Annotated in this window: 15 protein-coding genes and 1 tRNA gene; 12 read left to right on the top strand and 4 right to left on the bottom strand. The window is 32.9% G+C overall.

All coding sequences use genetic code 11. The annotated features are described in order from the left end of the window. Positions 1–243 precede the first annotated feature (243 nt). The 5 genes from AC3ITQ_RS02590 (at position 244) to AC3ITQ_RS02570 (ending at position 5,857) form a co-directional block, all read left to right on the top strand. The gene (locus tag AC3ITQ_RS02590; RefSeq protein ID WP_489236692.1) at positions 244–807 is read left to right on the top strand and encodes a Crp/Fnr family transcriptional regulator; all 564 of its coding nucleotides are present in this window, start codon (positions 244–246) and stop codon (positions 805–807) included. Positions 808–878: 71 nt separating this feature from the next. Further along, entirely contained in the window at positions 879–1,205 is a 327-nt protein-coding gene (locus tag AC3ITQ_RS02585) for a DMT family transporter (RefSeq protein WP_489236691.1), read from the top strand. A gap of 291 nt (positions 1,206–1,496) precedes the next feature. Further along, positions 1,497–2,975: a serine hydrolase gene (locus AC3ITQ_RS02580; RefSeq protein WP_489236690.1), complete on the top strand. Its 1,479-nt coding sequence runs from the start codon at positions 1,497–1,499 to the stop codon at positions 2,973–2,975. 114 nt (positions 2,976–3,089) lie between these two features. Next, positions 3,090–4,232, top strand: coding sequence for a helix-turn-helix domain-containing protein (locus tag AC3ITQ_RS02575; protein WP_489236689.1), 1,143 nt, complete (start codon positions 3,090–3,092; stop codon positions 4,230–4,232). Between the two features lie 152 nt (positions 4,233–4,384). Further along, positions 4,385–5,857 (top strand): serine hydrolase domain-containing protein, encoded by a 1,473-nt coding sequence (locus AC3ITQ_RS02570; protein ID WP_489236688.1) that lies wholly within the window; start codon positions 4,385–4,387, stop codon positions 5,855–5,857. Between the two features lie 191 nt (positions 5,858–6,048). On the opposite strand, the gene AC3ITQ_RS02565 is transcribed toward AC3ITQ_RS02570, so the two are convergent. Further along, complete coding sequence (locus tag AC3ITQ_RS02565; protein WP_489236687.1) at positions 6,049–7,353, bottom strand: M20/M25/M40 family metallo-hydrolase; 1,305 nt, start codon at positions 7,351–7,353, stop codon at positions 6,049–6,051. A 317-nt stretch (positions 7,354–7,670) separates the two neighbouring features. Here AC3ITQ_RS02565 and AC3ITQ_RS02560 point away from each other — a divergent pair, with 317 nt between their 5' ends. The 5 genes from AC3ITQ_RS02560 (at position 7,671) to AC3ITQ_RS02540 (ending at position 10,147) form a co-directional block, all read left to right on the top strand. Beyond that, entirely contained in the window at positions 7,671–8,087 is a 417-nt protein-coding gene (locus AC3ITQ_RS02560; RefSeq protein ID WP_489236686.1) for a hypothetical protein, read from the top strand. Between the two features lie 175 nt (positions 8,088–8,262). Then, positions 8,263–8,508 (top strand): ribbon-helix-helix domain-containing protein, encoded by a 246-nt coding sequence (locus AC3ITQ_RS02555; protein ID WP_489236685.1) that lies wholly within the window; start codon positions 8,263–8,265, stop codon positions 8,506–8,508. Next, positions 8,501–8,806, top strand: coding sequence for a type II toxin-antitoxin system RelE/ParE family toxin (locus AC3ITQ_RS02550; RefSeq protein WP_489236684.1), 306 nt, complete (start codon positions 8,501–8,503; stop codon positions 8,804–8,806). The genes AC3ITQ_RS02555 and AC3ITQ_RS02550 overlap by 8 nt, the downstream gene beginning before the upstream one ends. Before the next feature lie 17 nt (positions 8,807–8,823). Next, complete coding sequence (locus AC3ITQ_RS02545) at positions 8,824–9,171, top strand: ISAon1 family transposase N-terminal region protein (RefSeq protein ID WP_489236683.1); 348 nt, start codon at positions 8,824–8,826, stop codon at positions 9,169–9,171. Continuing rightward, a complete protein-coding gene (locus tag AC3ITQ_RS02540; protein ID WP_489238880.1) occupies positions 9,164–10,147 on the top strand; it encodes an ISAon1 family transposase in 984 nt (327 codons plus the stop codon). Before AC3ITQ_RS02545 ends, AC3ITQ_RS02540 begins: the two co-directional genes overlap by 8 nt. Before the next feature lie 153 nt (positions 10,148–10,300). Here the strand turns inward: AC3ITQ_RS02540 and AC3ITQ_RS02535 are convergent. From AC3ITQ_RS02535 to AC3ITQ_RS02525, 3 genes are all read right to left on the bottom strand, one after another. Beyond that, positions 10,301–10,378, bottom strand: a tRNA-Val gene (locus AC3ITQ_RS02535). A gap of 161 nt (positions 10,379–10,539) precedes the next feature. After that, positions 10,540–11,346 (bottom strand): hypothetical protein, encoded by an 807-nt coding sequence (locus AC3ITQ_RS02530; RefSeq protein WP_489236682.1) that lies wholly within the window; start codon positions 11,344–11,346, stop codon positions 10,540–10,542. Between the two features lie 91 nt (positions 11,347–11,437). Further along, the gene (locus tag AC3ITQ_RS02525; protein WP_489236681.1) at positions 11,438–12,673 is read right to left on the bottom strand and encodes a bifunctional folylpolyglutamate synthase/dihydrofolate synthase; all 1,236 of its coding nucleotides are present in this window, start codon (positions 12,671–12,673) and stop codon (positions 11,438–11,440) included. A gap of 131 nt (positions 12,674–12,804) precedes the next feature. Between AC3ITQ_RS02525 and AC3ITQ_RS02520 the strand changes: the two genes are divergently transcribed. Continuing rightward, positions 12,805–13,500, top strand: a complete 696-nt coding sequence (locus AC3ITQ_RS02520) for a MotA/TolQ/ExbB proton channel family protein (RefSeq protein WP_026983009.1) — start codon at positions 12,805–12,807, stop codon at positions 13,498–13,500. A 3-nt stretch (positions 13,501–13,503) separates the two neighbouring features. Then, positions 13,504–13,899 (top strand): ExbD/TolR family protein, encoded by a 396-nt coding sequence (locus AC3ITQ_RS02515; protein ID WP_072974900.1) that lies wholly within the window; start codon positions 13,504–13,506, stop codon positions 13,897–13,899. The last annotated feature ends 121 nt before the right edge of the window (positions 13,900–14,020 follow it).

Genomic DNA, 14,020 nt, shown 5'->3' with positions numbered 1-14,020 from the left:
AAAACTTGGGGTTTAATGAATTTTGTTTAGCAATAAAAGTTGCTAAACGAAACAATAGCTGTGTCAAATGTAGTAAAAAAATATTACTGCATTTTAGAGGTTGTTAGGTCGTTGCGTTGTGAATTACAGTTCAGAATTAGGAAGATTAGAAGATGGAAAGATGTTTGATTTACAGATTGTTTTTATGATGCTAAATTTTTGCTACATTAGCTAGTACAGATTAAAAATCCTAAATAAAATCAAATGGAAATAGATCAGATTATTGATCAGATACATCCGCTGCCAGAAAATTCTAAACTTAAAATTCAAAATTGTATTGATGAAGTTAGCTTTTCTAAAGGGCATATTTTGATTAGAGCTAATAAAATTGAAACAAGTATTTATTTTATTAAAAAAGGAATTGCAAGAGCCTATTCTAATCGGGATCATAATGAAGTAACATTTTGGTTCGGAAAAGAAGGGGACGTTCTTCTGTCGCTGAAAAGTTATGTTGCCAATCAAAGCGGATATGAAGATATTGAGTTGTTGGAAGATTGTGAATTGTATCAGTTAAAGACAGATAAGTTACAGGCACTTTTTGAAGAGGATATAAATATTGCAAATTGGGGACGCAAACTAGCAGAAAAAGAATTTATAAAAACAGAAGAACGTCTTATAGCAATCACGTTTCAGACCGCTACTGAACGTTATAAAGAATTGCTGCAAAATAATCCTACTTTGCTATTGCGTATACAACTGGGGTATATAGCCTCATATCTGGGTATAACACAAGTAAGTTTAAGCCGGATAAGATCTGAAATAAAATAATTCAATTTTTTATCATTTGTAAAATTTTCCCACTATTTCATTTCCGAATTTTGCATCAAAATAGTAAAGAAATGAATTGGATTTTATTAGTGATCGCAGGATTATTTGAAGTAGCTTTTGCCTTTTCTCTGGGAAAAGCAAAAGAAAGTACAGGAAATGAAATGTATTTATGGTATTTGGTTTTTGCCATTTCCATGTTAGTTAGTATGGGGCTTTTGATAAAGGTGTTACAAACTTTACCAATTGGAACTGTTTATGTCGTTTGGACAGGCATTGGTGCAGTTGGAACTGTTTTACTGGGAATTATTATATTTAAGGAACCGGTAACATTTTTCAGAATGTTTTTTCTGCTTACTTTAATTAGTTCTATTGTTGGATTAAAAATGGTTTCTCATTAATATGAGGTTGTAATTTTGTGTCTAAGAGAATCAAGAATAGATTCTCAAGGGTAAACAAAATAAATTTTTAGAAAAATAAAGCATAGCAAAAAGCTCCTTAATTCTTTTAAGGAGCTTTTTTATTATGCTTTATCAACCTGCTTGTTTATAAATTATTTTGCAGCTGATTTAAAAGATAGTTTCAATAAAATATTTCTAAATGGGCTATAAATTCAACTTTAAAAGTTATTTGTAGTAATAATATTTCATATATTGGCTCGAAATCAATCAATCAATCAATCAATCAATCAAATGAACAAACAATTTTTCTTAATCTTTATAGCGTCAATCTTGGCGAGCACTGTTTCAGGACAGGAAATAAATGATTTCTTTACAACACTTAATAAAAATAATCTCTTTAATGGCAGTGTTTTAGTTTCGAAATCAGGAGAAAATACTTTTTCTAATTTTTATGGATTTTCTAATATCGAAAAGAAAGAAAAAATCAATGAAAAATCTCAGTTTCCAATTGCATCTGTGTCAAAAACGTTCACTGCGACAGCAATTCTTCAGCTTAAACAAAAAGGAAAATTAAAGCTCGATGATCCTGTTCAAAAATATCTTCAGGATTTTCCGTATCCAAATGTTACCATAAGACATCTGCTCAGCAATACTTCCGGATTGGCGGAATACTATCACCTATTTGATAATGTAATAAAAGAACAACCGGAAAAAATCATTTCTAATGGGGATATTATACCGACATTAATTCAGAATAAAACACCTCTGTCATTTTCGCCCGGAGATAAATGGGAATATAACAACCTTAATTTCTGTCTTGCGGCCTTAATAGTGGAAAAAATATCTGGAATAACTTTCAGAGAGTATTTGGAAAAGAATATTTTCAAACCTGCAAAAATGAAAGATTCATTTCTTCCGGAGAATAGAAGATTTAAGAAACCGAATCAGGTAGAATTATATTCTTATCCGAACTTGTATTCCACTACTTTAGTTAATGTTGGAAATTTGAAAGATCCTTTTTTAATATCTGAGAAAAGCAATTTTTATGGAAATGGAGGTATTGTAAGTACGGCTTTAGATTTGCAGAAGTACCAAAAGGCATTATTTAAGTATCACCTTTTGGATAAGAAAGAATTAGAAGAAGCCTTAACACCATCAAAGCTCAATGATGGAAAAATTGCCTCTTATCGTTTTGAAGAAAAAGAGATAGCCTACGGTTTGGGTTGGGAAATGTATACTGATGAAAGTAACGGAAAAATCGTTTTTCACGATGGCTCTATTACCGGGCTGACCTCTATTTTGATGCATAATATTGATAAAAACCAAACTGTAATACTTCTGTCTAATAATGCAGCTCCCATGTTTACCTTATCCAATGCAATTTCACAATTAATAAATAATAAGCCTTATGTAATCCCTGTGCAAAATCTTTCAAGAGTATATGGCAGTTTGCTTGAAAACGGAAGTAGAGAAAAAGCAAACCAGCTGATTGAAGAATATTTGAAAAATCCAAAGAGTTATAACGCATCAGAAAGAGATTTTAACAGCTTAGGGTATCAATTTCTCAGGCTTCAAAAAAACGAAAATTCTTTACAAACATTCGCTTCAGCGGCATTAATTTTTCCAAATAGTTCCAATATATATGATAGTTATGGTGAGGCATTACTGCAATGTGGTAAAAAAGAAGAAGCTATTAAGATGTATCAAAAATCTATTGAATTAAATCCGGATAATGAAAATGGTAAAAAAGTATTAAAGGGATTGCTCTAATATGCTACAAACCCATTTCTAATTCAATTTCAAAAAGTGATTAATTTGTAGTAATAATATTTCTTATATTCGCCTTCAAAACGCTATTAACCCTAACTATACCACAAAAAAATAATGAATGATAAGATTAATGTATTGCTTATTATAACTGTAATTTCCTTGTTCATTTCGTTATTATTTGCCTTTTTTCTGGTAACAGTTAAAACAAAATATAAAATAAGCAATTATCTTTTTGCTGCTTTTTTAATCATAACGGCACTAGAAGTTAGTTGGCCTCTATTTGAATTAGTTTCGGATGGTCCTTCAAATTTGGGAATGTTAAGAAACACACTTGCCTTTTTACAAATTCCTTTCTTTTATCTCTATGTTTTATCGGTTTGCTATTCCGATTTTAAGTTTAAATCGAAATATATCCTGCATTTGCTTCCTTTTTTAATTGCTAATGTTGTTTTATTGCCTCGTTTTTATGCGGTAGATAATGCTTCTAAAATTAATTTTATTATGCATCGTCAAAGTATGATAGAATTGCAGTTCAATCATATTCTTTTTCATCTTCAAACTGTTGTATATGTTTTTGCTGTCTTTATATTATTGCGAAAAGCAAAAAAACTATATCTTGAAAATAATGCTGGCACAAGTATTAATTCCTATAATTGGCTTTTTCAGTTTACCACTGTCCTTTCAATTTTGTATTTAATTGTTATTATAAAAAACATTTTTAAATTTTCTGATTATCCATATATCTCTGAATGGATCAAAATTGGAATTTTGGTATTGCAGCTCTTCATTATTTGTTGGTATTTATACAAAGCATTAAATCATCCGGATTTATTTAGAAATATCGATTCAAAACAAAAGCTCGTTGCTGATATGGTTTTAGAAGAAAAAAATAATAAACCAGAAGCCCTAAGCGAAAAAGAATATAATGCCTCATTAACAAAATTGAAGCAGTATATGGTTGAAGAAAAACCATTTTTAAATCCTTCGTTGACCATTCAGGATGTCGCTGTGGCTATTGAAATTCCAGTTCGTGATTTGTCTCTTTTAATCAATCATAAATTAGAACAGCATTTTTACGATTTCGTTAATACGTATCGAATAGAAAATGCAATGGATATTTTAAAAGATGTTACTAAAAGTAAAGTAACGATTCTTGAAATTTTGTATGAAGTTGGATTTAATTCCAAATCTTCTTTTAATACCGCTTTTAAAAAATACACAGGATATACGCCAACTTCTTATCGTAAGCAAGTGTAATTTAGTCTTTTGTAATTATTCGTACTTGTTGTTGAAATGATTCGTACTTATTTTTTCAGACAAATGCGTTCGAATCTTTTCATTCGGTCGCGCAGGAATGGCTTCTTCCACATCTTTGTATCGAAATAAACTTTTAACCAAAAATCGATACCATGAAAAATCTTATTTATTTACTAGCACTTCTTATAGTAACAAATTCAAATAGTCAGACAAGTCATAAAGCATTGCCAAAAAAAGCAAACTATAGCTTCCTGACAGATAGTTTAAAGATTGATGAGCAATTAGAAAAATACAAACTTGCCGGATTTAGTCTTGTAGTTTTTGAAAATTACGAAATTGTATATTCAAACCAATTTGGTGTAAAATCAATAGACTCTAAAGAAAAAATAGACCAGAATACTGCTTTTTCTACAGCCTCAATTTCAAAACCAATCACGGCGCTTGTTTGTTTTATGCTTGAAGAGAAAGGACTAATTAATTTAGATGATCCAATTGAGCCTTTCTTAAAACGCTGGCAGTTACCAAAAAGTAAGTTTACCGAAAATAACAGTCCAACATGGAGACAATTTCTAAATCATACCGCTGGAACAAATCAGGGAGGTTTTGAAGACCATTATGAGGGAGAAGCAATCCCGACACTAAAACAAAGTCTTTTAGGGCAGATCCCGAGATATGATAAAGAAATAGGATTTTTGTTTACACCAGGTACTAGTTGGGAATACAGTGGAGGTGGTTATACCATTATTCAAATGGCATTAGAAGACACATTTAATAAATCTATGGCAGAGCTTGCGGCAGCATATGTTTTTTCGCCTCTTGGCTTGAAAAACACTACAATGATTCAGCCAAATGAAAGTGGCTTTCCAACAAATGTAGCTCTGGTTCATGATAAAGATGGAAAAGTGATTAAAACAGGTTTGCCAATCACACCACAAGTTGGACCATCAGGAATGTGGTCTACGCCAACTGATTTAGCTAAACTTGCCATCGAAATGCAAAATGCCTTACGCAATAAAAACAACAAAGTGATTTCTCATAATGTGGCAAAAAAAGTAACAGCAGTAACCGCTCTAAAAAATGCTGTTGGAGGCTGGAGCTACGGATGGCAAAAGTCTTTTGGTTACAATAACTATGAGTGGTTTTGGTGCAATGGTTCCAATACCGGAGTCGGGGGTACTGTTGCTGCTACCATGACAGATGGGAATGGCTTTGTATTTTTTGCTAATGGAGAAAAACCCAATCGTTTTCCTGTAATGGGGCAAACTCAAAAAACGATTCTGAAGTTGATGAATTGGAACAATGAAACAACTACTGAAAGCATTCAGGAAATGCCTTTATCTCTAAAAGAAAAACTAATTGGAACTTATGACGATTTTCTTTATGGGCAGGGTGTAGAAACCAAAATAGTAGAAAGAAATAACCGTCTTTATGTTGAATCTATGTTATTGGAGCATTTTAAAGGGAAAAATGATAACGAGTTGGTGTATTTGAAAAATGGTTTATTTAAAATTATTGATTATCCAAACTTGTTGCAATTTGAATTTATTGATGGAAAAGCAACTACTGTAAACTTGAAGAGAGGGGATTTGAATACTAAAGTTGAACTTACTCGTAAAGAAAAATAAATAATTCAAAAATCAGGATCTATAAGCATTCTGGTGACATGCGTATATCTTGAAAATTAGGTAAAAAAAACTCCTTAAAAATTAGGGAGTTTTTTTTGATGATCCTTATAAACCTGAGCAAGCCAATAATAAAAAAGCACTGAAAACCAATCATCTTCAGTGCTTTTTTGATTCTTTATAATTTATTTATGTTATTTAAGTTGAGTAGTATCTACTCTTGATGGCGTATCTTTTCCACTAATAATTGAAGAAGAACTTAAGGCTATTGATTTTATTATTTGGGTCATGTTATCAATATCTAACGTTTCAAATTCATCGTCGGCTGTGTGATACGTTAGTTCATTATCCATTTTTGAAGTAGAAATGGTATGAGCAGGAACTCCAAGTTTGGCTAACGTAGCGTTGTCTGAGCGGTAAAATAATTGTTGGTCGGGATAAGGATCTGAATAAAATGTAAAATTCGTTCCTTTTAAATTAGCTTGTAAAATTTGCCCCATATTCGACTTTTCGAAGCCTGTAATGTAAGCAGAGTTTTTACCCCATTTAGATTCTGTTCCTATCATTTCAATATTGAACATCGCAATCACTTGTTCTGGCGCAAGCTGTTTAGAAAAATATTTGGCTCCATAACCACCTAATTCTTCAGCTACAAATGTGGTAAAAATAATAGTACGCTCGTTATTATTTAGTTTTTTAAAATATTTTGCAAGCATAATTACTGCTGTTGTTCCGGCTGCATCATCATTAGCACCATTATAAATAGAATCTGTTGCAGGATGCGGAGCACCTTCTTCCGGAGAGCCTACTCCTAAATGATCATAATGTCCTGAAAAAATCACATACTCATTTGGTTTCGTTTTTCCGGGTAATACTCCAACAACATTATTCAGTGTTTTTTTGGAGATTGTATTTGTTAATTCAACAGAGAAAGTGGTCGCTTCGATCGTGCCAAAAACAAACATAATTGTATTATTTCCAGGATTAGAATTTATTCGATCAATATGTTGAATATTCGGTAAAACTTTATCAAATGAAGAGTCAACGAGTACCAAAAGATTTTTTGGACTTTTATAATACTCATTAAATTTCTCGCCAATGTTATCCCCTTTATTGATTTTTACAATAGAAATATCACTTTTTTCAGTTAAAGAAACCTGAGGAAGGTATGAGAATGTTACAACTTGATTATTATTTATTTCTTTGCCATCAATAGTAATTTTTGAAGAAAGGGCGCTAGAGGCAGTCATCGAAAATTCTTGTCTGTAATTCGTTGCAGCATTGAAAGTTTGCAAACCAATTGCTTTAAACTCTGATTCTATAAACGCAGATGCTTTGTCAATACCGGGAGTAAAAGTTCTCCTGCCCTGCATATCATCAGCCGAAAGTATTTTCTCTATACGAGTTACTTCTTTGTTCGTAATAATTTTATCAATCGATTGCCCATGTACATTAAAACATTGACTTAGAAGAAACATACTTACAATAATTTTTTTCATATTTTACTTTTATAAATAACATTTTGGTTTAAACCAAAAGTACATTAATTATTTGCAAAACGGTTCTGTCGCATCTGCCAGAATCAAATATAAGGATTTAAGTAAAAATAGGTTTGAAATTGTGAAATACAATAAAGAGTCATCAAATAATAGATCACGTAATGTTGGAACTAAAATTTTTTCTGTTAAGATTTTTTCATTTATTATGGTATTGTATTTGTAATATTCGATTGAATCAAAATCAATAAATAATAATCTGAAATTAAATGGAAAAGAAAATTAATATACCTAAACCTTGCAATCAAAATTGGAATTCAATGATACCAAATAAGGATGGAAAATTCTGTAATTCGTGTAATAAAACGGTAGTTGATTTTACAAAAATGGAAAATCTTGAAATTCAAAATTATTTAATTCAACATTCAAGCAAAGAAAGTATATGCGGACATTTTAAATCGAATCAGATCGAAACCAAAAACAATATCAAATATTATAATTTGAGAAATAGAATAAGCGGAATTAAGATTAAGCCAATTAAAACATTTGCATTATTTTCATTGAGTCTTCTTTTTTCTTTAACAAGCTGTATGGGAAAAGCAACAATAGATGGAGACCCAGTTGTAATTGATAATGATACAATTAATGACAATGAAATAATCAAGAAAGAACTAGATACTGTAAAACAGAATGATTCTATAAAAAGTGAAGTTATTCAGCTGAAGAAAAGAAAATAACAGATTTGAAGAAAATTTCCTTGCTGCCAGAAAGCATCCCCCTCGTGAGCACGAAGGTATTTGCGAAATACAAAACATACATTCCTTATTTTTTTAAGGAATGTATGTTTTTTGTATAAATAGGTCTTTCATTTTGAATTTTGGTGTAAATTTACACCAATTTAAATTTATTATTATGACACGCCAAAGTATATCATTAACAGCTCTTAATGAAGAGTGGTTGAAAAATCAGGTTAAAACAGAAGAGTTTAGTAGTAAAAGTGAAGCTATTAACTATTTAATTAAACAAGCTCGTTCTAAAGAAGAATATTATGAGTTTGTGAGAGCTAAAATAGATAAAGGAGAAAAAAGTGGTTTTGCAAAAAAACAAACCAGAGAAGAAATGTTAGCGGAATTTAAAAAAGATTTGCCTAATGTATAGCTATTATTTAAGTAGCGAAGCCAAAGAAGATTTAAGAAGAATTTATTATTATGGTGTTAGTAAGTTTGGCATTGATCAGGCGGATAATTATTATAATATGTTTTATGATTGTTTTGATAAAATAGAAGAAAATCCTTTTTTATTTCCATCAGCCGACCACATAAAAAGAGGATATCGCTATTGTGTTTGTGGTGCTGATACTATTTACTATCAAGTCAATGGAGATAAACGGATAGAGATTATTACGGATCAATCTCAAAACCTGGGGAGGAAATGTCAAAATAAAATAAGAAATTAGCACTCTAAGAATTTGAGATGACCCCTATAGATCTTTTAAAATTTATGCTCCCTGATTTTTTAGTAGACCACTTTGAAGTAGTTTCTACCACTAACACAGAGGAAGTATTGCACCTTTATTTTGAGGAAAAAATCAAGCCTCCACAAGAGTTTACTGCCTTTGAATTAGTGTCAAAAGGTTTTTTAGACGAGATTACTATTCAGGATTTCCCGCTCAGAGGTAAGTTCGTCTATTTGCATATCAAAAGACGCCGCTGGACCAATAAAACCAATGGGGAAATTATTAAAAGAGATTGGACATTAGTTGCCAAAGGAACCCGCATGACTCAGGAGTTTGCGGCTTTTTTAAAAGAAATTAATAGATAAGAGTGCTGCCGATTGTCATACTATTGGAGGTTTTTTCGGTGTCAATGGAAAGAAACTTCAAAGGCAATATAAGAAACATCTAAGTTCCTTCAGTACATGGGCCCCGCGCGAACATGCGCATCAGTGGATTATTTATCCTGAGAATATGGGTACACATTTATCAATTGATGAAGTGGCTTTATCTCAGGGAGAACTTTATACTATTGTAACCAATAAGAAATTCAAAGGTAAAAAAGGCTCCTTAGTAGCTATTGTTGCCGGAACCAAAGCCGAACAAGTTATAGAACACCTCTCTAAGATTGATTATAAAAAGAGATCTTGTGTGAAAGAAATAACACTAGACATGGCTAACTCCATGAAGTTAATCTCAAAGAGATGTTTCCCAAAAGCCGTACAGGTTACCGATAGATTCCATGTTCAAAAATTAGCGCTTGAAGCTTTACAAGAGATCAGAATCAAACATCGATGGGAAGCTATGGATTTTGAAAATCAATTGATATTACATGCAAAAAGAGAAAATAGAGCATATCTTCCCGAGCTATTACCCAATGGAGATTCTGTAAAACAGCTATTGGCAAGAAGCAGATATTTACTTTATAAATCTCGAGAAAAATGGACTCAGAGTCAAAATGAAAGAGCTCAAATGGTATTTGAACTGTATCCTGATATAAAAACAGCCTATAATCTAAATCAACAACTTCGCAGTATTTACAATAACAACAATGACAAACATATTGCAATGACCAAATTGGCACATTGGTATAGAAACGTAGAGGAATCGGGTTTTAAAAACTTTAATATTCTGCTCAATACTATAACAGTTAATTATCAGTCAATCTTAAACTATTTTGACAACAGAAGTACTAATGCATCGGCCGAATCTTTCAACGCAAAAATAAAAGCATTTAGAAGTCAATTTAGAGGAGTGAGAAATATTGATTTCTTCTTGTTCAGATTATCTAATCTTTTTGCCTAATCCCCAGGTTTTGCAACTGATCCATTATTACCATAATTGGGAGGCAGGACTTTTAATAGCAAATCCGATAGCGCGGATTTGCAATCCGTGCCCGCAACAGCGAGTCAAAAGAAAATATAGCAAAAAAAACTCCTTAATTTCTTAAGGAGTTTTTGGTGGGCGATGAGGGGTTCGAACCCCCGACCCCCTCGGTGTAAACGAGGTGCTCTGAACCAGCTGAGCTAATCGCCCTATTTTACTAGGTTGCTATCATTTCGTGATTGCGAGTGCAAATATACGCTAGTTTTCGAGTTCTGCAAAGAAAACACACTAAAAATTTAAAGTTTTTTTAATGTATTTTCTATCTCATTGGGGTAGAATTTGTTATGGGCATGAATTTTTAGGTTAAATTTCTATTTTGATAGCGACGGAATGTTCCTGTAGATGTAATCGCTGTGTTTTCCGGTAAAAGATTTTTCCAATTCATCAAAAAAAGCATCCGCATCTTTTTCATTGGGCCAGGTCGATTTGATCAGTTCGTCTATTTTTTCGCTGGATTTTTCTAAATCGGCCAAAGAATCGTAGAAAAACGCTTCCATAAAGTCAGTACTATTAGAGCCCCACAAATGTCTAAACGGATAATAAGCTTTTATAAAGGGATCTTTGAAAGTGATTTTTTCATTAAACTCTTTTACATTTTTTCCCTTACCGTCCAGATTCATCTGAGATTTTCTAAGATAAACAATCATCGGTTTTTTAGTTTGGTCTTTATAAGGGATTTCACCAATAGAAGTAATGCTTTGGTAGATTTCATCGGAGTGCACGGGAGTATAGAATTTTTCATATTTGTCGAAAAAAGCAGTTCTGGCTTTCTCATCAGGCCAGCCTTTTTTAGTCAAATCATCACTGATCGCTTTTGCTTTTTCAATATCATCCCAGCTTTTGTAGACATTAACCAGAATAACTTCGGTATTGTCGTCTGTGTAATAATGGGTCATGAGTTCTGAACCAATGATGAGGTCGTTTTTGCTGGTTACTTTATCAAAGTATTCCTGTTCAGCAGCTTTCCAGTCTTTTGCTTTAACATCCATACTCCGATGCAAAGTGGTCATGGTAATAATTACGGGTTTTGCTTTTTCTTCTTTTTCTTGTGCGTTGCCAATGACGCACCCCAGGGTCATGCATAGAACGAGCCCCAGAAGTGTACTTCTTGTTTTCATGATTTAAATTTGTATTGGTTATTAAAAAACTGAACAAATTTAAAGCATTAGTAAACAGGTAGTTATGAAATAGTCGTTTAATCGATAAACGTTAAATTTTACTGTTTAACGGCAGTTCTGCGACTACAAAAGTGCTTCCGCCAACATAAATGAAATCGTCTTTCGTGGCATTTTTCTTAGCATCTAAAAAGGCACTTTCAACCGAATCATATTTTTCTCCCAATAAATTATACTTTTTGGCTGTATCCTGAAGAATTTCAGTGGATAATCCTCTGGACGAATCGGGTCTGCAGAAATAATAGTGCGCTTTTTTAGGAAAGAGCGGTAAAATCGAATCCAGGTCTTTATCATTAACAACCCCTAAAACAATGTGTAAATTTTCAAAAGTTTCTTTCTGAATCTGATTCATCACAACCGCCAATCCGTGTTTGTTGTGTGCCGTGTCACAGATTATTTTAGGATTTTCTCCCAACTGCTGCCATCTGCCTTGCAATCCGGTATTTTTTATAGTGTTTAATAAACCCTTTTTCAGGTTATCAATCGAAACTTTAAAATCGGTTTGTGAGTTTAAAACAACGACAACTTGCTGAACCGTTTTTTTATTATGAAACTGATAATCACCAAGCAAATCAGATGGGAAAACTCCGGAAATTAAATCAGCAGCAAAATAAATAGGCGCATTGTTTTCTTTCGCTTTCGCTAAAAATACAGCCTCCGTTTCCTCCGTATATTCTCCAATTACAACCGGAACATTTGGTTTTATAATTCCGGCCTTTTCTCCGGCAATTGCAGTAGTTGTATTTCCTAAAAACTGCATATGATCCAAATCTATGTTGGTAATTACCGAAACCAAAGGCGTGATAATATTCGTCGCATCCAGTCTTCCGCCCAAACCAACTTCAATAATCGCAATATCTGTTTTTTCAGAAGCAAAATAATCAAAAGCTAAACCAACCGACATTTCGAAGAAACTCATATCATTGGCTTCAAAAAAGCCTTTATGTTTCGCTACAAATTCAATAACAAAATCTTGAGAAATATCCTCCCCGTTAATTTTAATTCTCTCCCTAAAATCTTTTAAGTGAGGCGAAGTGTACAGTCCAACTTTATATCCCGCTTCCTGCAAAACCGAAGCCAGCATATGCGAAGTCGATCCTTTGCCATTAGTTCCCGCAACGTGAATGCATTTTAACTGATTTTGAGGATTATCAAGATGAGCCGCCAATAGTTTAATATTAGTCAAATCTTCTTTGTATGCCGAAGCGCCTTGAAGCTGATACATTGGGAGTTGGTTAAACATCCAGTTTGTGGTCTCTTGATAGTTCATTTATTTTATATAAAATGGTTGCGGATTGAAATAATTTTCGATTTTTTTAGTTTTATAAGGGAGTGAAAATTATCTTTATTGCAAATTTCAAATATTTTTTACAATTAATTATTAAAAACCAGAATTAATATATGTTTAGTTTTATTCAACAACAAACAGATACCATTGCAAACGCCGCATCAAACGTAGTAATCGAAAAAATTGCACCAAATACCGAAATCTCAGTTTTAGGATTTATCTTAAAAGGGGGTTTTTTCCTGATTCCAATCGCTATTTTATTGTTTTACACTATATATATCATTTTTGAACGCTATTTATATATCAGCAAAGCGTCTAAAATTGACAGCCGACTAATGCAGGATGTTGGTGATAAACTAAACGCAGGAAATATTGAATTGGCCAGAACAATTGTAGAAAGAAGCGATACTGCTGCAGCAAATATTCTAAAAGAAGGAGTTCTCGTAATCGGAAGACCAATTGCTGAAATCGAGTCCAACATGGACCGCGCCGCCGATATTGAAATTGGCGAAATGGAACGCCGTTTAGGACATCTGGGACTTATCGCCGGTATCGCGCCAACACTAGGTTTCATCGGAACAATTTCCGGAGTTATCAAGATTTTTTACAGCATCTCAGTTACAGAAAATATTAGTATCGGAAACATTTCCGGAGGTTTATACGAAAAAATGATCAGTTCAGGTTCAGGATTAATTGTGGGTATTATTGCGTATAGCGCGTACCACTTATTGAACGGAAAAATTGATGATTTTGCCTTAAAAATTCAGAAACAGATTTTAGAATTTGTCAATATAATTCAAAGAGCATAAGCTATGTCTATTAAGAGAAAAAGAAGATTTCATGCCGAAGTGGCGACGTCATCCTTAAGTGATATTATGTTTTTCCTGCTGTTGTTTTTCCTTATTATCTCAACGCTTGCAAACCCTAATGTTATTAAAATGACTTTGCCAAAAGCGAAATCAAATGAAAAAACAAACAAACAGCTTATTAGCTTATCCGTTACCGAAGATAAAAAATTCTATATCGACAAAGAACCCGTTGATTTCGAAAATCTGGAAACCAGTTTAATGACTAAAATTGGAACAGACAAAGATCAAACCGTTGTCGTTCGTATTCCATTTAATTTGCAAGTACAGGATTTAGTTGATGTATTGCAAATAGGAGTGAAGAACAATTTGAAGTTCGTAATTGCTACAAGTCCGAAGTAGATTTATCATCAGGGCGTGACCATACCGAGATAAGAAGACAAATATACTTTGCGTAAATACGCCTTCTTATCTCGGTACGGTCGGGCTATCCGCGCTACTTCGGTAGCTTGCTCCTATCCCT

The organism is Flavobacterium sp. KH_001, from assembly GCF_057840745.1.
Note: the sequence above shows the minus strand (reverse complement) of the source record. Positions and strands in the feature narration are given on the sequence as shown.